Annotated in this window: 20 protein-coding genes and 2 tRNA genes; 18 read left to right on the top strand and 4 right to left on the bottom strand. The window is 42.6% G+C overall.

The features are described from left to right. Positions 1-29: 29 nt before the first annotated feature. Positions 30-1,064 carry a D-glycero-beta-D-manno-heptose-7-phosphate kinase gene (gene rfaE1, locus A11Q_RS03405; protein WP_015469389.1) on the bottom strand — a complete coding sequence of 345 codons (1,035 nt, stop codon included), beginning with the start codon at positions 1,062-1,064 and terminating at the stop codon, positions 30-32. Positions 1,065-1,093: 29 nt separating this feature from the next. Here rfaE1 and A11Q_RS03400 point away from each other — a divergent pair, with 29 nt between their 5' ends. After that, a complete protein-coding gene (locus A11Q_RS03400; protein WP_015469388.1) occupies positions 1,094-1,915 on the top strand; it encodes an alpha-ketoglutarate-dependent dioxygenase AlkB in 822 nt (273 codons plus the stop codon). A gap of 31 nt (positions 1,916-1,946) precedes the next feature. Next, positions 1,947-2,744 (top strand): hypothetical protein, encoded by a 798-nt coding sequence (locus tag A11Q_RS03395; protein ID WP_015469387.1) that lies wholly within the window; start codon positions 1,947-1,949, stop codon positions 2,742-2,744. Between the two features lie 38 nt (positions 2,745-2,782). Here A11Q_RS03395 and A11Q_RS03390 read toward each other — a convergent pair whose 3' ends face one another. After that, complete coding sequence (locus A11Q_RS03390) at positions 2,783-4,183, bottom strand: hypothetical protein (RefSeq protein WP_015469386.1); 1,401 nt, start codon at positions 4,181-4,183, stop codon at positions 2,783-2,785. A 68-nt stretch (positions 4,184-4,251) separates the two neighbouring features. On the opposite strand from A11Q_RS03390, the gene A11Q_RS03385 reads away from it, so the two are divergent. From A11Q_RS03385 to A11Q_RS03360, 6 genes are read left to right on the top strand one after another with little or no spacing between them, the layout of a single operon-like run. Then, complete coding sequence (locus tag A11Q_RS03385) at positions 4,252-5,544, top strand: Glu/Leu/Phe/Val family dehydrogenase (RefSeq protein ID WP_015469385.1); 1,293 nt, start codon at positions 4,252-4,254, stop codon at positions 5,542-5,544. Continuing rightward, complete coding sequence (locus A11Q_RS03380) at positions 5,544-6,563, top strand: quinone-dependent dihydroorotate dehydrogenase (protein WP_015469384.1); 1,020 nt, start codon at positions 5,544-5,546, stop codon at positions 6,561-6,563. Before A11Q_RS03385 ends, A11Q_RS03380 begins: the two co-directional genes overlap by 1 nt. Further along, positions 6,520-6,996 carry a (deoxy)nucleoside triphosphate pyrophosphohydrolase gene (locus A11Q_RS03375; RefSeq protein WP_015469383.1) on the top strand — a complete coding sequence of 159 codons (477 nt, stop codon included), beginning with the start codon at positions 6,520-6,522 and terminating at the stop codon, positions 6,994-6,996. Before A11Q_RS03380 ends, A11Q_RS03375 begins: the two co-directional genes overlap by 44 nt. Next, positions 6,993-7,973, top strand: coding sequence for a hypothetical protein (locus A11Q_RS03370; RefSeq protein ID WP_015469382.1), 981 nt, complete (start codon positions 6,993-6,995; stop codon positions 7,971-7,973). Before A11Q_RS03375 ends, A11Q_RS03370 begins: the two co-directional genes overlap by 4 nt. Positions 7,974-7,975: 2 nt before the next feature. Next, positions 7,976-9,286 carry a glycosyltransferase family 4 protein gene (locus tag A11Q_RS03365; RefSeq protein WP_015469381.1) on the top strand — a complete coding sequence of 437 codons (1,311 nt, stop codon included), beginning with the start codon at positions 7,976-7,978 and terminating at the stop codon, positions 9,284-9,286. 21 nt (positions 9,287-9,307) lie between these two features. Then, positions 9,308-9,595 carry an HU family DNA-binding protein gene (locus tag A11Q_RS03360; RefSeq protein ID WP_015469380.1) on the top strand — a complete coding sequence of 96 codons (288 nt, stop codon included), beginning with the start codon at positions 9,308-9,310 and terminating at the stop codon, positions 9,593-9,595. Between the two features lie 11 nt (positions 9,596-9,606). Here A11Q_RS03360 and A11Q_RS03355 read toward each other — a convergent pair whose 3' ends face one another. After that, the gene (locus tag A11Q_RS03355; protein ID WP_041575054.1) at positions 9,607-10,425 is read right to left on the bottom strand and encodes a S1 family peptidase; all 819 of its coding nucleotides are present in this window, start codon (positions 10,423-10,425) and stop codon (positions 9,607-9,609) included. A 205-nt stretch (positions 10,426-10,630) separates the two neighbouring features. Beyond that, positions 10,631-11,827, bottom strand: coding sequence for an EF-P lysine aminoacylase EpmA (gene epmA / locus A11Q_RS03350; RefSeq protein ID WP_015469378.1), 1,197 nt, complete (start codon positions 11,825-11,827; stop codon positions 10,631-10,633). Between the two features lie 29 nt (positions 11,828-11,856). Between epmA and A11Q_RS03345 the strand changes: the two genes are divergently transcribed. From A11Q_RS03345 to A11Q_RS03300, 10 genes are all read left to right on the top strand, one after another. Beyond that, a complete protein-coding gene (locus tag A11Q_RS03345; protein WP_015469377.1) occupies positions 11,857-13,323 on the top strand; it encodes a TldD/PmbA family protein in 1,467 nt (488 codons plus the stop codon). Between the two features lies 1 nt (position 13,324). Continuing rightward, positions 13,325-14,656 carry a metallopeptidase TldD-related protein gene (locus tag A11Q_RS03340; RefSeq protein ID WP_015469376.1) on the top strand — a complete coding sequence of 444 codons (1,332 nt, stop codon included), beginning with the start codon at positions 13,325-13,327 and terminating at the stop codon, positions 14,654-14,656. Positions 14,657-14,722: 66 nt separating this feature from the next. Continuing rightward, positions 14,723-15,169, top strand: coding sequence for a hypothetical protein (locus tag A11Q_RS13850; protein ID WP_015469375.1), 447 nt, complete (start codon positions 14,723-14,725; stop codon positions 15,167-15,169). Between the two features lie 134 nt (positions 15,170-15,303). Then, positions 15,304-18,159 (top strand): aminomethyl-transferring glycine dehydrogenase, encoded by a 2,856-nt coding sequence (gene gcvP, locus A11Q_RS03330; RefSeq protein ID WP_015469374.1) that lies wholly within the window; start codon positions 15,304-15,306, stop codon positions 18,157-18,159. Between the two features lie 5 nt (positions 18,160-18,164). Then, positions 18,165-19,088 carry a glycosyltransferase family 9 protein gene (locus A11Q_RS03325; RefSeq protein WP_015469373.1) on the top strand — a complete coding sequence of 308 codons (924 nt, stop codon included), beginning with the start codon at positions 18,165-18,167 and terminating at the stop codon, positions 19,086-19,088. Continuing rightward, on the top strand, positions 19,079-20,056 hold the full coding sequence (locus A11Q_RS03320) for a small ribosomal subunit Rsm22 family protein (RefSeq protein WP_015469372.1): 978 nt from the start codon (positions 19,079-19,081) through the stop codon (positions 20,054-20,056). The genes A11Q_RS03325 and A11Q_RS03320 overlap by 10 nt, the downstream gene beginning before the upstream one ends. Before the next feature lie 86 nt (positions 20,057-20,142). After that, positions 20,143-21,237 carry a glycine cleavage system aminomethyltransferase GcvT gene (gene gcvT, locus A11Q_RS03315; RefSeq protein ID WP_015469371.1) on the top strand — a complete coding sequence of 365 codons (1,095 nt, stop codon included), beginning with the start codon at positions 20,143-20,145 and terminating at the stop codon, positions 21,235-21,237. A gap of 22 nt (positions 21,238-21,259) precedes the next feature. Then, positions 21,260-21,649 (top strand): glycine cleavage system protein GcvH, encoded by a 390-nt coding sequence (gcvH, locus tag A11Q_RS03310; RefSeq protein WP_015469370.1) that lies wholly within the window; start codon positions 21,260-21,262, stop codon positions 21,647-21,649. A 45-nt stretch (positions 21,650-21,694) separates the two neighbouring features. Continuing rightward, positions 21,695-21,779: transfer RNA gene (locus A11Q_RS03305), tRNA-Leu, on the top strand. A 50-nt stretch (positions 21,780-21,829) separates the two neighbouring features. Further along, positions 21,830-21,914: transfer RNA gene (locus tag A11Q_RS03300), tRNA-Leu, on the top strand. Positions 21,915-21,920: the final 6 nt, after the last annotated feature.

Raw genomic sequence — 21,920 nt, 5'->3', positions numbered from 1 at the left:
AGAATAAGCAATAGGAGCTGAAATAGCCCCTATTGCCCTAAAGTATTTATAGAGTTGACCAGTTCTTGCTCTGTGCAAGGAACGCAGCCGACCTTACCCACCACGACTCCCGCCGCAAAATTGGCAATCATGCAGGCCTCAGACAGAGGTAATCCTGCCGCCACCCCAAGGGCTAAAGCCGCGATAACAGTGTCACCTGCACCCGTCACGTCAAACACCTTTTTGGCGAATGTCGGTACACGGGTGACATCGTTTTGTGAAAAGATCGTCATCCCATCTTTACCTTGAGTCAAAACAACTTGCTTAGCACCCGTCATCTTTTGTAGAGCACGCCCCACATGTAATACACGCTCTTGCTGATCTTCAATAGAGTCTTCATGCACACCTGTTAAAGCCAAAGCTTCGTTATAATTGGGCTTAATTAAATCGACCCCTTTGTAGAAGTCGGCAAATTTAGTCTGATGTGGATCCACCATCACGGTTTTTCCATACTGGTGACATAGACCTACAATTTTTTCGACTAATTGCTGTGACAACAACCCTTTAGCGTAATCTTCTAAAACAACAACATCCACTGTTTGCACATTCTTTTCCACAGAGGCTAAAAGCTGCTGTTCACTGGACGCCGAAATCTGACGTCTGACTTCATGGTCCACACGTACCAAGTGATGCTGTCCTGTCATCACACGGGTTTTTCGTGTTGTTGGACGTTGTTTATCAGAGATCAGATACTCGTGGCTCACATCGGATTGATGTAAAAGATTTTTTAAAATCTCGGCACCATCGTCTATACCCACAACGGATAAAAGTTTAACGTCTCCACCCATACTCACGACATTCTGAGCTACATTGGCAGCCAGACCGAGGCGCTTATCTTCTTCTTCTACTTCAAGAACGGGAACTGGAGCTTCTGGGCTAATACGTTTAACGGCTCCCATGATATATTCATCTACACCAACATCGCCGATAACAAGGACTTTACGGCCTTTGAATAAAGTAACTTTTTCAATGAGTGATTTTCTAACCGCTGAATCAACCTTCAACGCTTGAATGGAGTTTGACATGATAACCTACCTTATAGCATGGTCATTGTATGCGAAATTTATCGCAATATCAAAACCTCATTTACAGGCCTAACTATATCAATAAATCTCAGAAACACGAGATTTTGACGTATTTAAATACCCTGTTTCCTATCTGGGAAATGCGGTTTTCAAAATCAAATCCTCCACCCAACAATGAACCGAACCGCCAACTTTTACGCCCTGTTTATTGGCTGGGGAACTGGCAATTTGCCTGCTTGAATTATTACCACCCTCCTCAAGGTATACAAAACCGCTGTGTATCAGCAGAAAATTATCCTCCGGTTTTGCAAAAACTAATTTCAGAAATTGAACAAATCGTGCATCGAGACTTTTCGCCGAAAGATGTGCCAGACAAATGGCATCTGAATACTTGCCTCATTAACTTTTATGGGAACAAACTCAGCGAGGGCGATAAAAAAGATTGCGCCCGCGTCGGAGAACATAAAGACTTCGAACCTGGGCCGGTGGCTTCGATCTCGTTCGGGGAAAAAGCTCTGTTTCAATTTGTAAAAAGTGATGGCAAAGGGCAAAAAAGTTCTGTCGTCTTACAACAGTGGCTAGAGGATTCTTCATTACAAATTTTTGGTGGTGATAAATTCAAAAAGCAACTTTTTCACAGAGTTCAACGGGTTGAAGACAAAGGTATCTTATTCAAGGATTTGAATACAGAAAACTTCGAAACCCGACGTATCAATTTCACCTTCCGTTATGTTCCAAATGAACACATTCGCGACTTCGACACCTTGCCAGAACATCTTAAAGCCGACATCTTACCTTACGTAAAAGAGCTAGCAGAAAAATCCCCTTTCTGGCAAAATCAGATTCTATAACTCACCTTCATTTAATAGCACAGGAGCTACTATGCACGTCCGAGTTTCATTGAAGTTAGGTCTAATGGCTTTATTTTTTCCTTTCGTCATGGCTTGCCAAAATAGCCCCGCTGCTAATGCCACATCCAATGCTGCCAGTAGCCCTAACGACGAAAAATATCAAAATTGGGTAGAGTCTGTTCGCTATTACAAAAAACACTTTGGCCTTAATGATCTAAGTTCAAAAAAAGTGAATAATCGCGGAAATGGAGATCAAGACCTTTATGGTGTTAGAAATTTTCGTGTCGTTCTACACGGAGTCTATTACCGCGGTGGAGCTAACAATGTTTATAACAAATTACAGAAACGTAAAAACAACAACCCTCTACCCAATGTGGCCTTAGAAAACCTCTGCAAAGAAAACTTTGGAACTGCGTTTTACTTCTATACAGACAATGCGGATCAAATGCAGGCCAATACGATCTGCGAAACGACAGCAAGCAAAAGCAAAAACAATATTAACTACACACAAATTACAGCTTTTAAAGAGAGCAATCAAATCGAGTTACTTAGAAAAATACATCAACACATTGTCGACATGAATACGAAACCTATCTACGGACACTGTTGGAACGGATGGCACGCTTCGGGCTTAATCGCATCCTTGTCATTGATGCAGTTTTGCCATTACACCAATGAGCAAGCCCTGAACTACTGGATTAAAAATACTGACAAGAATGATGCTGGTTACAAATCCGTAAAAAAACGTATTTCGACATTTAAACGTATTCCTGAATTAGAAATTGATGAAAAGTTTCGAAAAGAAATATGCATCAAGCCTGCTGAATAACAACTCACGGACTTATAGTGCACTTCAACCAGAGCCATTTAGTGCAAATACAACCCATCTTTTAAAAGCTTCGCAATGTAATCCCAATGATAGACAGAGGCTAGTCCGCAGTGAATCGAACGCTCTAGCCTTGTGTACTTCAAATGGCTGAAGTCCCCTTCTTGTATCCCATTAAAAATCAACTCACCATTCAACGTATTAATAACTAATTCATCATTCGGTGTGGTGTAGATCATCATTGGTGTTTTCACACCTTGATAATGCTGCCAAAAATCATTTAATTCAAAAAAGCTATTCGACTGCTCCAAATGTTCGCGTAAGCCTTCCGGCCATTTTAACGAAGGGATTAATCTTTCCATTTCAGTCGTGGGGATTAAGGGCCGTTTACGTTCGCGATTCAGAAGATCTAATAGCGCCACAGTAAAGCGAGGTTTGAAATCCAAAAGTGTCTTCCATCTTTGCTGTACACTGTGTTCAGCGGCGTAAGAACTCAGTAGTACCTGCAAACGTCCTGCATTCCAAAAATCTGCAAATGCATTCTTCCAACCGGGCAGTGTTTGATAAGTAAATGTCTGCTGTAAGTTAATCAAGGGGCACAGGTTTACAATAGATGAAATATTTTGCCCATTATGCTGGTCTAACAATGCTGTTACAAATGTTCCATGACCGCCAAGACTCAGGCCTACCAAGTGAAAGCTTTGGACGATGTCCATCATGCCTGTTTTTTTCAACTCGTTAATAACCAAAAAAGTCTGTAGGCCTTCATCTATTCCGCCAAAAGAAACGTCTTTGTTTTTAGAAAGAAATCCTGAGCTTGTGGAACTCTCTAAGACTAACACATTGGCATCCAGCTCTTCATATAATAGACGCATCAAGAATCGTTCGGCCATCACCTCATCGACGTTGCCATGAATTCCCATGCGCAGAATGATCAGTGGACGCTTCTTTGTGAAATCATGTACCGCAAAAAGACCTCGGAATTGTACAAATGGAGTGATGCGAAACCACACCTTTCTAAAGTGTGATGTGTCGGAAAGATCAAACTGTACAAACAAATTTCGCATGATTTCATTTAAGGGCGACATCGGCTCCAGATAAATGGACTCTGTCTCTTTTTTCAGCTTTTCTTCCGAATTATGATAGGTGGCTTTTGCCTGCTTTAAACCCACTTTTGGGTCCCAAGACCAAAAGTATGTGCCCAACTCGCGAAAAAACGGGATTGGCGACGTTAAGACCTCGCCTTGCCCTGACGTATAAGGGCCGATTTCCATTGTTTTACTATTTAATGTTTGCCAATTCAGTTCCGAAACCGATTTTGATTCATGTACTTGGTTTGCACTATTTTCATTATTTGTTTCATTATTGGCATAGATCATACCTGAAAAAAGCTGCATCACTATGAACGCTAGACAGCAAATAATTTTTACTTGGCTTTGCATAGCCCCTTTCCTACACTCATTCCGACTAAAAATTAAGTGTTTTTTACTTATTAAAAGGAGTCTCCACTATGCCTGGACAAGACAATCTTAATCCTCAAGCAGAAGCTCATTTACACGGACCATTATTTCAAAATGCTATTCAAACTTTTAACGAGGCCGCAGCAGTTATCAAATGCGACCCTAATATTGCAGAACGCTTAAGACGACCTCGTCGTTGTCTTACAGTCAGTATTCCTGTGCGTATGGATGACCAATCCGTGAAAGTTTTCACTGGTTATCGCGTTCAGTACAACTCTACTTTGGGCCCTTATAAAGGTGGTATCCGTTATCACCACAATGTGGACTTGGCTGAAGTTGTAGGTTTAGCTGCATTGATGACATTTAAAAACTCAGTTTTAGGTCTACCTCTTGGTGGAGCTAAAGGCGGTATCTGTGTTGATCCAACAAAACTTAGTCGCGCCGAAAAACAAGGTTTAACTCGTCGTTATACTTCTGAAATCGCAGCATTCGTGGGACCAACAAAAGATATTCCTGCTCCAGATGTGGGAACTGATCCACAGACAATGGCATGGTTCATGGACACTTACTCGCAAGAACAGGGTGGCTTTGCACAACCAGGTGTTGTCACTGGTAAACCAGTTGAAATCGGCGGTTCATTAGGTCGTAACCACGCTACAGGTTTAGGTGTAGTTTATGTCTGTGAGCGCGCTCTTGAAGTGAATCAAATGAAAATGTCAGGATCACGTATTGCCGTACAAGGTTTCGGTAATGTGGGTTCATTCGCTGCTAAATTTGCATTCGAACGTGGTGCACGTGTCGTAGCCGTCAGCGATGTTTCTGGTGGTATCTTCAATGGTGATGGATTGAATATCCCGCAAGTGATCGAGCACGTTAAAAAAACAGGCTTTGTGAAAGGCTTCCAAGGCTCACAAGCTATTACAAACGAAGAACTACTAGAAGTTGACTGTGATGCTCTTTTACCATGTGCTCTTGAAGGTCAGATTGATGTGCACAACGCGGAAAGAATTAAAGCCAAAATTATCGTTGAAGGTGCTAACGGACCTGTAACTGTTGAAGCCACTAAGATCATGGTACAAAATGGTAAATTCATTGCTCCGGATGTTATTTCAAATGGTGGCGGTGTGATCGTTTCTTACTTTGAGTGGGTACAAGATATTATGTCGTTCTTCTGGGACGAAGCTGATGTCGACCTAAAGTTAAAGAGTGTTATCTTAAAAGCATTCGACAGCGTCTACAAAATGCGCCAAGAAAAACAAATCGACATGAGAACCGCCGCGATGGCCACGGCTATCAGTCGTCTTGAAAAAGCCATGTTGTTACGTGGATTGTATCCTCGCTAATGTTAAAGCCTTGGCTCTGGTTACCACCCAAGACCTCGCATGATTTAGCTCCGCTAGCGGCGGAGCTTTTCTCTTTGTTTCATTCTAAAAAGACTCCGATCTGGAATCCCTTCACATGGCAAGGAATCTCATTTCAAAACCGCTTGGGACTTGCAGGTGGAGTCGATAAAAATGCCGATCATCTTCGCGCATGGGAAAAGCTCGGATGCGGCTTTGTTGAAGTCGGCACGGTGACTCCGCTTCCACAAGAACCAAATGCAGGCCGTATCTTAGATCGCAGTATTGTCGATCAAGCTCTTTGGAATAAAATGGGTTTTCCCTCTGCTGGTGCCGATGAAGTTTTCTATAGTTTAAGATCATTCAAAGAAGATTCAAAGCTTCCCGTTTTTGTTAACATTGGTAAAAATCGCGATACACCAAATGAACTCGCATCACAGGATTACAGTTTCTTATTAGAGCGCTTTCACACTTTAGCGGATGCTTTCGTTGTGAATATCAGCAGCCCCAATACAAAGGGTCTACGAGACCTTGCCAACCAACAAGTCCTTGAAGCTTTTTTAAAGCCCATCTATCAGAAGAAGCTGGCGCTAGAGTGTAAAACTCCACTTCTGTTGAAGCTCAGCCCTGATTTAGAGCGCGACGAGTTGCGACGTATCTTAGATATTGCTGTCGAAAATCAAATCGATGGTTTTGTTATGACGAATACGACTTTGTCTCGTCAGACAAAGCAGACTTTCCCCTCTGAAGGTGGACTCTCTGGAAAGCCTGTTTCATTGCTGTCTAAACTATCACTTCAGACGACAATTGAGCATTTAGGCAGCGAAAAATCGAAAAAATTGGTTATTTCTGTCGGTGGAGTGATGACAGCAGAGGATGTTTTTGAAAGAATATCGCTCGGAGCCGATTTAGTCGAAGTTTACACAGCTTTGGTTTTTTCGGGTTTGAACTTCTTCAGAAAGGTCGAAAAACAGGCAAATGCGACACGGAAAACAGGGAACTCAACATCCTCAAAACTCTGAGTCACGCGGCAAAAGCCGTGTGAAGAAGAACTGGATTCCTGTATCTGCCGGTATTCTTAAGAAAGACAATCTGATTCTTGTCGGCCAAAGACCTGAAAATCATACTCTTGCAGGGCTATGGGAATTTCCCGGTGGAAAAATTGAACTAGGTGAATCTCCGGAAGAAGCTCTTGTCCGTGAGCTGAATGAAGAGTTAGGCATTATCGCTGAAGTCGGAGATTTAAAAATCGCCTGCACCCACTCTTACAGTGATGTCGGAATTATTATTCTTTTCTATGAAGTTCTATTCTGGAAAGGCGAACCTAAAACTCAACATCACATCAATTTGAAATGGGTTAAGCCTTCTGAGTTACCACAGATGAACATCCCTGATGCTAATCGCAGAAACCTAGATCGCATCTACAAAGCTTTTGATTTGAAGATGGACACATGAATAACGTTCTTATCTACTGCCGCAAACGCAATATTGAACCTATTGCGGAACAAACTGCTACCCTATTGCAAGAACAACTTCAGCAGTTAGGCTTAGCTGTCGACTTAACTCACTCGTTGAATGTTCCCCGTTTAATTGTAAATTCCTATCAAACAGTTCACATGGTTGTTGAAAATCTACCTTTGAATCTAAATGAAGCTTTACACTTAGCTGTCTGTAAAACTTTGGGTAAATCCACTGTTTTAAGTGTGCTCAATTCAGATCAGCGTATCGGCAAAAACTATCTTACTTATATCAAGCCCGATGCCTTTAGTGTGAGCCAAACCAACCATCTTAAATTTTATCGCTATATCACAGGTAATAAGTTTATCTTTTCTGCTTTTCCTCAGGCGCAAAGCTCAAGCAAGAAATCTTCTATTCAATGCGAGGCTTTTTTAATTCCTCTACAAGGAAAATTAGAAGAGGCTATCGAATTTAAAACAGAAAAGACTATTTACTTCGATGGCCGCAAACTTCTACAAAAGTTTAATTCATCTCAACTAAGAAAAAAATGGGCCGAGATGATCAATACCCAGAAGATCAGCACGCAATCCCACTTAATTCTTTCTGAAAATAAATTAAATCAATTGATTGCCGATGAAGCCTTGGCCGTTGTTCTAGCTGATCCGAGCTTAAGCCATACCGAATTCACCGAATGGCTTAACAAATGTCTTAATCGCAAGAATTTGATTCTTTTAAATGAATACCAAGCAACAGGGTTTTCTTACTTTTGGTCTTCGGGACATAACTGCCTCGTACTTCCTGCCGAGAGCTGGATCAAAGATCTGCAGTTCCTAGATATTCCAGCGGATATATCCGCTACGACATACAAGCCTGCGAACCTATTTGAACCAAGCATCAATGAACTGTCTCGCCTTTACTCTAAACTTTGGCATCAAAAGACTTCACTGCTGACCTCGGGATCTGTTAAGCTCTAAATATGAGCGGCAGCCAACTACCAGAAAAGTTACGTATTTGTCTTATCGGGCAGAAAATATCTGTTATGAGTCGCTCTTCTGATACAGGTTTGCTGTGGCCACTCGCTCGCGGTCTAACTGAGCGCGGACATGAAGTGACGATTATTTCGACGTCATCGCCCTCAAAACGCCCTGAAATTTTTCGTGATGGTATTCGCGCTTACTATTTAAACGAAGGCCAACCCCATTATAAAAACTATAAATTTACAGATGCGGCCAACAAAAAGTTCGTCAGTCTACATCAAGAAAAACCATTTGATTTAGTACATAGCCTTGACGACTCAGGCTTTAAAATAGCTCGTCATAAAAAGAATTTATCAGTATCTGTGGCTTATGATGTGGAAGCCATCCAAATGGCAGAACTCTTTTCCATTTTATCTGCGGGTAAACCTGGGGCGGCTAACTTTGTCAAAACAACCAGTAAGCTCTTATGGCAGTTTTTTCACAGCTACTTCATGCGTGATCGCAGTATTCTAGACACTGCCGATGGTATCTTTGTCACAACTCCCCAACAGCGCATGATTCTGGAAAGATATTACCTCTACCCAGATTTTCATACCTACACAGTGCCTTACGGAATTAACTTAGGGGATCTGACTCCGCGAGCTGAATCTGAAAATTTCAAACTGAAGCTGAATATTCCAGATAATGCGCAAGTGATTCTAGCCAATTCAGATTTCGTCAGTACTCACGAGGTCAAACCACTTCTAAAGGCTTTTGAAAAAGTAGTTCTTAAAAAACCGAATACGTATCTTTTGTTAGTCGGTAAAGGTCCGCAACTGAAAAACGTTGAGTTTGAAATGCTCAATCTGGCTTTGGGTAGCCGTGTGATTATGCCCGGTGAAGTGGCCGCCGAAGAAATGTTGGAATATATTCTTTTATCACCGATCTACATTGATTTGAGTTCGCGCTCGACAGGGCTTGAACCCAGTCTGATTGAAGCGATGGCTCAGAAAAAGGTCGTTATCGGTTCAGAGCTAAGTCCTATTTCGGAAGTGATCGAAGATGGCCTTGATGGTTTCTTAGTCCGCCCAGCCGATGTGGACACCCTTTCAGCCCTTCTGGACAAGATTATGACCCGTGACGGCATTGATCGTGAGCAAATCGGAGAAATGGCCCGCCAGAAAATTGTTGATGCTTTTAACCGCAATCGCATGATTGAGTCGCTTATTAGCGCCTATAAGCATATCCTGACAAACTCAGACAAATTTAAACAGCGCGCCAGCCTTAAGAGTCTCTTTCAAAACCGTGCAGATCAATATAATATAAAGTGATTTCGCTAGTTTAGGGGATTTATGACGAAGGCCAATTTAATCGATATTTTGTCTGAAAAATCAAAAATTACACGTGTTAAAGCTGAGGCTGTTGTGAACACTATTTTTGATACAATGGTAGAAGCTTTGATGAAAGACAATCGTATCGAAATCCGTGGTTTTGGTTCGTTCGTTAATCGTAAATATGACTCTTATAAAGGCAGGAATCCCCGCACTGGCGAAGTCATCGCCGTCGACGAGAAGAAACTACCTTTCTTCAAAGTTGGAAAAGAATTAAAAGAAGAAATCAATAACGGCGGGAAAGAATAACCCGCCTTTTTTTATCGCGACTCTTCAGGGTTCGGTTCCGGATTTGGTATTGGATTCGCATTCCCCTGCTCGGCAATAATTCTTTCGATCCAATCATTGTAAGTAGAGGCCAAGGTCTGAACACCCATCGCACTGCAAACATCTTCTGTCGGCCCTGTCACATAAGAACTAATACCTAGGATTTGCATTTCTCCATCACGATTGGTTACTAAAGATGCTCCACCTGAGTCCCCATTACAGATCCCGCTGCCTTGCGATTGGTTGATGACCACACGCTTATTTAACTCGCTCACAACATAGTTGTCGGAACCCACATGGATTTTTCTTAAAATTCCAGAGCCACCACCATTTGAATTCGTGCGACCATAGCCATACAAAACTAAATCACTGCCAGCCGCAATGTTACTCGGCTGACCTACTTTATAAATTGGATAATTATCAGGTATTTTTGAAGACAAAAACACTAAGGCCATATCCCCTTCTGTTTTATCAATCTGTACATCTGATTTGAAGTCATCGTGTATAGCCACGGATAAAGCCGGAACTGAGTGTTGACGTTTATCATAACCACTCTCACAACTAAGACTTGGATAAAAAACGGCAACTGTATCACTGAGTTTATCTTTATCAAAACAATGAGCTGCCGTTAAAAGTACATTGTCACGAATAGGTGAGGCCGTACAGATATGACCGCCGGAAATAATCAATACTGCAAAGTTAGAATCCGGATCTGCTTTTTGTACCACTTGCCCGCCGATTAAACCCGCAGCCAGCAAATTGCTTTCAGAAACACAGCCTCGGGCTGAGTCCATCTTCATTAAGGGCGGCATGGCATCCTTCGAACGATTCGATTGCGGACCACACCCGATTAGTATGAACATTAGACAAAAGGGGACAATTTTTAGCACTCGCATAGGCCCTAACTCCAATCAAACTTGTTGTCGTCATCTCAGAAGCTCTTAATAGCTAACTTAACACCTTACTTAGCAATTTAAGCACCACTTAAAACTCAGCAAATTGGGGACACTTTGCCTACTAAGTCCCATATATTCGATTTAAAAACGAAATATCGCGGGTTTGAGTCACCGCCATAAAAAGCCGCTCAACCCCCACCGCAATACCCGCGGAAGGAGGAAGGCCAAAATCCAATGCGGTAAAGAAGTTTTCGTCTAACTCGATGGCACTTTTTCCATTCTGCTGTTTCTTCTGTAAATCCTCTAAAGAGCGCTGCCTTTGCACAACTGGATCATTTAATTCGTGAAAAGCATTTCCCAACTCGAACCCACGCCAATAAAATTCAAATCGCTCTGCCCATCCGTCAGTACCGATACGGGCTAAAGCCGCCTGATACGGAGGATACTTTTCAATAAATACGAGTCGATCTTGTGGCCATTTGTTTTCAATTTTCTCTAGAAAAATTAAATAAAAATAATCATCCAAACACGTGGCCGCAGAAACATCCACACCCAACTTATGTGCTAACTCTTTCAATTCACCATCTGTCGTATCTGGTTTGAAATCAAAATCACAGTACTGCTTAAATAAATCTGGAATAGTGAAAGTTAAAACCTCCAGCGGTCTTTCCAATTTCAATCGATCACAGAGCGTCTCGACCAGTTCGATCACATCCATTTTGATAGCGTGCAGCCCTGCAAACGCGCGGTACCACTCTAACATAGTAAACTCCGGAGAATGTCGTTCAGTTCTTTCCCCATTACGAAACACAGGTGCTATTTCAAAAATCTTTTCAGCCCCTTCGGATAAGAGTTTTTTTAAATTCAGCTCTGGAGATGTCGGTAGAAAATAGCGTGTGACCTCCGAGCCAATACGCTGTTGTGTTTCAAAAACCTCTAAGGTTGGCTCTGTTCCAGGACATTTAACTAACGTCGGAGTTTTAACTTCTTGAAATTTTTTTTCACGAAATACTTGCCGAACTTGTACTAAAAATTCTTGCCACTTCTGATGCTCACTCCACAACAGCCTTGGCATAGTTCTATCTGATAAATTAGGAGCTAAAAGTACAATCTGATTCGCTGGAAATAAAGCGACAAGATCCCCATCTTGTAAAATATCTTGCCCTAAATAAGAGGGAGAATCTTTCAAATTCCACTGACTTAACTGATGCGTTCCTAGTCGTAAATTTTCGACGCGTCCCCACTTTAAGGCCCCTCGCGGCATTTCAGGATAACGAGTCCAGTGTTTCTGCAGATATTCATCTCTTGTTTTGATCATTCCAGAAAGATCGCTTATAAAAACAGACTATGCAAGCATCATTCACTCAAAACCATCAGTCAGAAATCGTCCAATTTTTACAAAGAGAATTCAAAAAGTATCGCGACTCAGCGGACTTTGTTGCGTTCAAATTAATTTCAGAACGCACGCGTGATTACTCGGTTCGTAATACGAAGACAGAAGAGCTTTCCGAATTTTTAGATCAAGGTGTTTTAATTGAGATTATGTTGAATGGCCATATTGGTTACGGCGCCACCAGTGAATTAACACCTGAAGGGATTGCCGCTGCTTTTAAAAAAGCGCGTGCGATGACAGAGCGATCTTCACAGTACTCAGTATTCAAATTTGATTCGTCAGTTCGCCCGCCAGCTCGTGGGCATTATGAAACTTCTAGAAAAATTAAACTCGACAAGTTATCACTATCAGAAATTTTTGATTTCTTAAAAACAACATCCGGGGCTCTGAAGAAAAGTGATGCTATCATCACTGCGGTTTCAGATGCGATGTTAATTGAGTGTTCACAAAGCTACCTTTCTTCCGTGGGTGCGGAATTCCATCAAGAATTCGATATTATTATTAATTCGATGTCAGCTACGGCCAGCGATGGAAAAGAAACTCAAACGCGCTCGCTGCACGGAGGACGCGGAAACTGCCTACAAGCCGGCGCTGAGTTTTTCAATTTAGATCAGGCTTTAACGGATTGTAGTGAAATTGCCGATCAAGCCATTGAGCTTTTGTCAGCAATGGACTGTCCAAGTGAAACCTGTGATTTGATTTTGGCTCCGGACCAAATGTTATTGCAAATTCATGAGTCCATCGGGCACCCACTGGAATTAGATCGTATCCTAGGGGACGAACGTAACTTCGCTGGTTGGAGCTTCGTTCAGCCTCAAGACTTCGGACAATTGCAATATGGCAGCCCGCTGATGAATGTCGTTTTTGATCCGACTGTTTCAAACGAAATGGCGAGCTATAGTTTTGATGAGGTCGGAAACAAAGCTGAAAAAAAATATCTTATCCAAAATGGCCAACTGCTTGCGGGATTAGGCAGTTTAGAAAGTCAGGCCCGTTCGCATCTTTCGGGAGTAGCGAATGCCCGTTCTAGTTCGTGGAATCGTGCCCCTATTGATCGCATGGCCAACATTAATCTTGAAGGCGGCTCAACACCTTTAGACGAGATGATTGCCCAGACAGAGCGCGGAGTGATTATGTACGCTAATCGCTCGTGGTCTATTGATGACTACCGCCGTAAATTTCAATTCGGCTGCGAATATGGAAAATTGATTGAAAATGGTAAAGTGACTAAGACTTTAAAGAATCCAAACTATCGCGGAATTACAGTTCCGTTCTGGAATTCCTTGAAGGCCTTGACACCGCAAACAGAGACCTATGGCTCACCTTACTGCGGTAAAGGCGAACCCAGCCAAGTGATTCGCGTTGGCCACTCGTCGCCATACGCCCTGTTTAAAAATATTGAAGTTTTCGGTGGAGGTTAAGATGAAACAGTATTTACAAACGATAGCCGAGATCGCATTCAATAACTTATCTTCAGATGAAGAGCTTGCCTTGAACTTACATTCAGAGGACAGCGAGTTCATTCGTTTTAACCAATCTAAAGTGCGTCAGAACACACAAGTGACCCAACACGAACTGAGTCTAACTTATCAACGGGATGAACGCAGTTATAGAGCGACTTTAAGCTTAACACTGAATCAAACACTGGATAACGAGAATCTCTTAAATACTTTAGAGCGACTACGTCGTGAGCTTCCTAAAATTGATCCCAATCCTAAGTATGCACCACTTGAAAATAATGGCACCTCTGAGGTTTACAAAAAAAGTCAAAGACCAGAAACAGCAGAGGTAATTCAAAAAATCGCTGAAGAATTCGCTGATACAGATCTTGCGGGTTACTACTGTTCTGGCCCTATTCGCCAAGCCTCTTTGAACTCTAAAGGTCAATTCCACTACTTTGAAAACGATCAGTTTTTCTTTGATTACTCTATTTATGATGGACCACGTGCCGCGAAAGGCTTTTACTCGGAAACGATCTGGAATGATGCGGATTTTAAAGAGCAGGCCTTGCAATTAAAAAGCACGTTAGCACAACTTAAAAAGCCACAGCTTCAGTTAAAGCCTGGAACTTACCGCACTTACCTTGCTCCGATGGCGGTGCAAGAGATCGTGCAGATTTTCAATTGGCGCGCTTTAAGCCGCAGTTCTTATGAGCAAGGTTTTGCTCCGTTGAAAAAGTTACATCAGAAAGAACAGTTGTTCTCGGCGAAATTTTCTTTGATTGAAAATAACTCTTTGGGTTTGAACTCACACTTTAACTCGCAAGGGGAACTGAGCCCTGAAGTTTTGCCACTTATTGAAAATGGCGAGCTAAAAAACTTCCTTGTCAGTTCTGCCACAGCAAAAGAGTATAACTTAGTTTCCAATAATGCAGATTCGGGTTTATGGAATAACGAAGGGATGAGATCCGGAGAAGTTAGAGCCGGAACTCTAAAGGAACAGGAAATCCTCGCCAAGTTAGGAACTGGTTTATACTTAAGTAACCTACACTATATTAACTGGAGCGATCCACAGGCTGCGCGTATTACGGGAATGACTCGTTTTGCATGTTTCTGGGTCGAGAACGGCGAAATCGTTGGCCCTATTCAAGATTTACGTTTTGATGACACCCTTTATAATCTATTTGGAAGCGAACTTGTGGATCTAACAGAACGTGCCAGTACTTTTGTTAGTACCAGTACCTACCAGAAACGAACATTGGGCGGTATTAAAGTTCCAGGGATCTTGTTGAATAAAATGAATTTTACATTGTGATTTTAAACTAAATCGCATATAACGACCGAGCAAAACCAAACTACTTGGTGCACAAAGGGGAAAAAAATGGCTCTTAATAAAATACAGTCCTTGATCCAAAAACTGTCTGAGTCTGAAAATGTTAAAAAAGTGGTAACAGACATTCAGTCTCTATCAACTGACTTTCAAAAGAAAGTTCAAACTCTGAATGCAGATGAAGCAGTAAAAAAATATAAAGATATCGCAAAAAAAGTAGTAAAAGCAGAAGCGGATCTTCAAAAAGAAGTAAACAAAGTGATCTCTCGTTTGAAAAAATCAGCGAACGATATCGAGAAAAACTTAGATCTTTATAAAAAGAAAGCGATTCAACAGCGCTCTAAAATCGAAAAAATGTTGAAAGCTAAACAAAAAACAGGCCCTGTTAAAGCCACTAAGACAGCTAAAGCTAAGGTGAGTAAAGCTCGCAAAGCAACGACTGGAGCAGCTAAAAAGACTGTAAAACGCGCTAAAGCTAAAAAAACCGCGTCTAAATAGACGCTAACTTAGCGACTCATTGATTTCGCTTAAAAAAACGGCTTCCTCCCTGAGGTCTATGGGGATGAAGCCGTTTGTCATTTGAGACTCGTGCCAATCTGTGCTAGCTTTCTGGCATCAAAAACGAGGTTCTTATGAGCACGACACTATCTCAACTTTCAACGCAAAACGAATTCACCGGCCGCCACATCGGTCCATCAGATCAAGATCAAAAGACGATGTTACAGGCACTTGGTTTTTCTAATACAGATGAACTGATTTCAAAGGTTGTCCCAAAAACTATCTTAACTAAAGACAAGATGGATATCGGCAACGGAATTTCTGAATACGATATCTTAGCCGAACTTAAATCCATCATGGGAAAGAATAAAATCTACACCTCTTTGATCGGTATGGGCTTCCACGACACGATCACACCTTCTGTGATTGCACGTAATGTTTTCGAAAATCCGGTTTGGTACACGGCCTATACTCCGTACCAGCCTGAAATTTCTCAAGGACGCCTACAGAGTTTATTAAACTTCCAAACGATGATCAGTGATTTAACTGGAATGGAAATCGCCAATGCCTCTTTACTAGATGAGGGAACGGCTGTGGCTGAAGCGGTCGCAATGGCATTTTCATTAAGTAAAAAGCAAGGTGTGAAAACTTTTGTAGTTCATCCTGATGCTCATCCCCACGTGATTGAGGTTTTGAAAACTCGCAGTGAGCCACAAGGACTTGAAATGATTTTACAAGATCCAGCCACTTATGATTATTCAAAAGAAATTTTCGCCGCTGTCTTCCAGTATCCGACATCAAGTGGTCGTGTTGAAGACTATCGCTCGACTTCACAAAAGTTACATGACCACGGAGCTTTTGTGATCGCATCTGCCGATCTTTTATCGCTGACACTTTTAACTCCTCCTGGTGAATGGGGTGCTGATATCGTTGTTGGTAACTCTCAACGCTTTGGTGTTCCATTGGGATATGGTGGACCCCATGCCGCTTTCCTTGCCACTAAAGACAGTTTTAAACGCTCACTTCCAGGTCGTCTTGTTGGCGTATCTGTAGATAATCATGGACACCAAGCCCTGCGTTTAACTTTACAAACACGCGAGCAACATATCCGCCGCGATAAAGCCACTTCGAATATCTGTACAGCACAGGTGCTATTAGCAAACATGGCCGCCATGTACGCGGTTTACCATGGACCACAGGGATTAAAAAACATCGCTCAACGTGTTCATCGTTTAACTCAATTGGCAGCTGAAGGACTTAAGAAAATTGGTCTGACAGCAGAAACAACTCAGTTCTTCGATACACTCAAAGTCAAAGTTGCCAGCGACAAACTGTCTGCGATCAAAGCCGCTTCCGAGAAACACGAAGTGAATCTTCGTTACTTTACAGATGCTGTTGGCTTTTCTTTCAATGAAACTAATACTGTGAAAACAGTTGAGGCTGTTTTGACTATTTTAAACGGCGGACAAGCTCTTGGCTTTAAAGTGGAGGACTTAGAGAAAACTCTGACGACGAATATTCCTAGCGAGCTAACTCGTCAATCTGCTTATCTGACTCATCCTAATTTTAATAGCTACCACTCAGAGACAGAGTTGATGCGCTATATTTATAGTCTACAAAATAAAGATATCACATTAACTCATTCAATGATTCCATTGGGATCTTGTACAATGAAGCTGAATGCAGCAACAGAGCTGGCACCTATTTCATGGCCTGAAGTTAATAAATTACATCCTTTTGTTCCGATTGAGCAGGCTCAAGGCTACCGTCATCTGATTCAAGATCTTGAACGTAAGCTTTGTGCTATCACAGGCTTTGCCGCTGTTTCCTTGCAGCCCAACTCTGGAGCTCAAGGTGAATACGCCGGCTTGCTTGTAATTCGTGAGTACTTCAAAAAAACAAACCAATCTCATCGTAATATCTGCTTAATTCCTTCTTCAGCTCACGGAACAAACCCAGCTTCTGCCGTTATGGTTGGATTCAAAGTTGTTGTTGTAAACTGTGACGAAAATGGAAACGTCGATGTTGCTGACTTAAAAGCTAAAGCCGAGCAGCACAAAGACTCATTAGCGGCGTTGATGGTGACCTATCCATCGACTCATGGTGTGTTTGAAGAAGCCATCATTGATATCTGTGAAACTATTCATAAAAATGGCGGACAGGTCTACATGGATGGGGCGAACCTCAATGCCATGGTGGGATTAGCGCGTCCGGGAGTTTTCGGACCAGACGTTTCACACATGAACTTACATAAGACATTTGCTATCCCTCATGGGGGCGGCGGACCTGGTGTGGGCCCAATCGGTGTTGCGAAACATTTGGCTCCATACTTACCAACTCACTCGCTGATCAAAGATGCGGGACCAGAAACTGGTGTGAGTTCGACAACATCGGCTCCGTGGGGTAGCGCGAGTATTTTACCAATCAGTTGGTCTTATATCACCATGATGGGAGACTCTGGATTAAGAGCCGCAACTACGACAAGTATTTTAAATGCGAACTACATTGCAAAACGCTTAGAACCTCACTACCCGATTGTTTACAAAGGAAAAGAAGGTCTTGTAGCGCACGAGTGCATTATCGATATTCGCCCTCTTAAAAAATCACACGATATTGATGTGACTGATATTGCAAAACGTCTGATCGACTATGGCTTCCATGCTCCGACAATGTCATGGCCTGTTGCTGGTACCTTGATGATTGAGCCAACTGAGTCTGAAAGCAAAGCAGAGCTTGATCGTTTCTGTGATGCAATGATTGAGATTCGCAAAGAAGCCGACACGACTCCGGATGTGATTCGTCAGTCACCGCACACAGCAGAAAGCTTGATGGCGACTGAGTGGACTCAAAGCTATTCACGTGAAAAAGCGGCTTATCCGTTGAAATGGGTAAAAAGCAATAAGTACTGGCCACCTGTCGGTCGCGTGGATAATGCTTTCGGAGACCGCAACATCATCTGCTCGTGCCCTCCGCTGGATGAATATCAATAGTCCACGTGAAAAAGAAAGTCTTACTTATTAGACTAGATAAAATCGGTGACTTGATCTGCTCTTTACCTGCAGATCAAGTTTTAGATTCGTCTGAATACGATGTCACATGGATCATTCAAAAAGGTTTGGGTTCTGTTGTCGATCTAGGCGAAAAGCCCCGCAAATACTTTGAACTCGACAAAAAAGATCCAAAGACATCCGCGAAACTTCTGCGCGAACTCCTACAAACTCTAAAGCCAGATATTGCCATCAGTCTACAGGGGCCATGGTGGGTGAACTTCGAGCTTTTTAAAGCCCGTGTCCCTATTCGCTCTGGTGTGAAAAGTCAGTGGCATAGTTTTCTGTTTTTAAATAAAGGTATTCGTCAGAAGCGCTCGTTAGCCGTCAAACATGAACTCGAATACAATCTGGATTTAGTGCAAGAAACTTTGGATATTCCCTCAACGAAAGAGTTCCATTATTTTGAAATTAAAAAACCTGAAGCGAGTCATCTGCTCAGCGATTTTGGTTTGGTCCCTAAAAAATATGTGGTGGTTCATCCCGGCATGATGGGCTCGGCTCAAAACTGGCCGCAGTCAGAGTACATCAAACTGATTCAGCGACTGACTCAGAAAGGTCACTCTGTTGTCGTGACAGGAACGGCGCAGGACGAGCCCTATTTGGATCAAATCAAAGCGGCTTGTGTCCAGCACCCTCAGGTTATATGGCTACAGTCCAAACTTAACTTAAACCAATTAGTCGAAGTTCTAGCTTATGCAGAATATGTAATTGTTCCGTCAACGGGTGTGGCTCACCTTGCCGCTGGCGTCGGTACACTTGTGAAAGGTCTTTACTCACCGATTACTGTTCAACACCCGCGCCGTTGGGCACCACGCGGTCCCGATGTTGAAGTGTTCATGCTTCCTGAAGTGAATGCCGAATGTTTTTAGAAGCACCTACGGAAAAGCTCCAGTTTGTTGCGGATTGTGTTTTACGTCTTTCAGACTATTACATCAGCCGTCCCGACGCCGAGACGCCATGGAATGAAAAGTTTTGTCAGGTTGCCTATCGACATTATTTTTTACCTTTGAACTTTATTCGGAACCAAAAAGTTATCCAGCGTGGACTTGATGTTGGTTTTTTCAATGGGTTAACAAATTTTATTGATTGGGGCTGCGGGCCTGCAACCGCCAGCTTGGCCTTAGCTCATACTGAAGGTCTTAACTCTCAAATTCGACAACAGATTTTATTCGATCACTCGCCGACCGTGCTGCGTGTTTTTTCTGACTTACATGAAAAGCTGACAAAACCACAGCCACTGACTCAGATTAATCTCAATACGACAGCTCATTCTGCCAGTTCGTGTTTGGTTTTTTCTTACAGCTTAACTGAGCTTGATGAATTACCTACGGGCTGGAATCAGCATGAAGCCCTGATGATCCTAGAGCCTTCGACGACACAGGATGGCCGACGTCTGATGGAGTGGCGAAAGCAATTACTAAAGAATGGTTACCATATTTGGGCTCCGTGCACACACCATGATGACTGTCCGCTTTTAATTCATTCGCAAAATGACTGGTGCCATGATCGTGCCCATGTGGACCCACCCGAGTGGTTCTTGCAGTTGGAACAACTTCTGCCTATGAAAAACCGCACGGTCACAGTCAGTTATATTTTAGCCCGTAAGACTCCCCCTGCCGCTGAGCTAAAAAGCAAAGCTCGTTTAACCGGAGACTCTTTAGAACAAAAAGGGAAAACTCGCCAGCTCGTCTGCCGCAATAGTCAGCGGGAGTTTCTAACATGGATGCATCGAACTCTGACTCCGCAGACCTTATCCCGCGGTGAACTTGTTGATTTACCTGAGGATTTAGAAATCAAATCCAACGAACTCAGACTGAAAGCCGCTCTGTCGATCTAATGTCGCCTATCTGATGTTGTCGATCTGATGTCCATCTGACTTGTATGGTCTTGCTTAGGCTTCTGTCGAAATGATAGTTTGCAGCTATGACAAATACACAAAAAACTCCTCTTTATAATGATCATGTAAATTTAAAAGCTCGTATGGTCGACTTTGCCGGTTGGTTAATGCCGATTCAATACGAAGGACTCAAAGAAGAACACCAATACACGCGCCAACATGCAGGCCTATTTGATGTTTCCCACATGGGTGAAATTCGTGTGAAAGGGCCAAAAGCTGTTGAGACTTTACAGTGGCTCACGACAAATGATGTGAGCACTTTAGAAAATGGACAGGCTCACTATTCTCTTTTGCCAAACGCCCAAGGTGGCTTGGTCGACGATATCTTTATTTACTGCTTAGCTAAAAATGAAGATTACCTTGTATGTGTAAATGCGTCGAATACAGATAAGGACTTTGCATGGATGACGCAAAATAATCGCGGCGCTGATATCACCAACGAATCCTCTTACTGGGGACAGATCGCCATTCAAGGGCCGAAAGCACTTCAACTTTGTGATGAGGTTTTTGCTCCGATCAAAGTTTCTGAAATGCCACGCAATCAAATCGTTAAAGGAACGTTCGAAGGTCACGCTATTATGATCGCTACCACTGGTTACACTGGTGAAAAAGGCTGCGAAGTTTTTATTGAAGCACAAGGAACATCGGCTCTATGGAATCGTCTATTAGGAAGCGCTCAAGTGACAGCGAAACCTATCGGCTTAGGGGCTCGCGATACCTTAAGAACAGAAATGAAATTTTCTTTGTACGGACATGAAATTGATGACAACTCGAATCCCTATGAAGCGGGACTTGGCTGGGTGATTAAACCAAAAGCCAAAGATTTTATCGCTAAAGACATTATCGTAAAAGCTAAAGAAGAAGGTCTAAAACGTAAGTTGGTCGGTCTTAAAATGCTGGAAAGAGGCATCCCTCGCCAAGGCTATGAGTTAAAGACCGCAGGTGGTGAAAAAATAGGCTTTATCACCAGCGGAACCCATTCACCAACGCTTGATGAACCTATCGGAATAGCTTATGTTGAATCTTCGTTCGGAGCTGAGGGAACACCAGTTTTCATTGATATTCGTGGAAAGCTAGTTAAAGCTCAGGTTGTTAAAACACCGTTCGTAAATAAAGGCTAAAACTAAGACCGTAGGAGCATATATGGGTTTTCATGTACCAGAAGATTTATACTACACAAAAGAACACGAGTGGGCACAAGTTGACGAAAACATCGTTACTGTTGGTTTGACTGAGTTTGCTCAAGACCAATTAGGTGAAGTGGTTTACGTTGACCTTCCAGAAGAAGGCCAAAAAGTGACTCAAGGCCAAACCTTCGGTGTGGTCGAGTCAGTTAAAGCCGTTTCGGACCTATTTGCTCCGGTATCAGGAACTGTTATCGAAGTGAACTCATCTCTTTTAGATGACCCATCATCATTAAACGATGACCCGAATAATGATGGCTGGTTAGTTCGTATCGAAATGGACTCAGAAAAGGAACTTGCTAATTTATTACGCGCTCCTGAGTATAAAAAGTTAATCAGCGAAAAGTAGTTTTTGCTTTTTATCTGATTTTTGCTTACAACTATTGAACTGCGTGCCCAGTTGGTGGAATTGGCAGACACACTAGGCTTAGAACCTAGCGCCGCGAGGCATGGGGGTTCGACTCCCTCACTGGGCACCAAATTTTAAAACTACCTCGAAACGGATGCCTTAAGACATCCGTTTTAGTTTGCGCGGATGGTGGAACTGGTAGACACGCAGGTCTCAGAAGCCTGAGCCCAAAAGCATGGGGGTTCAAGTCCCCCTTCGCGCACCAATATCA

The sequence above is a fragment of the Pseudobdellovibrio exovorus JSS genome (assembly GCF_000348725.1).
Taxonomy (GTDB): domain Bacteria; phylum Bdellovibrionota; class Bdellovibrionia; order Bdellovibrionales; family Bdellovibrionaceae; genus Pseudobdellovibrio; species Pseudobdellovibrio exovorus.
Note: the sequence above shows the minus strand (reverse complement) of the source record. Positions and strands in the feature narration are given on the sequence as shown.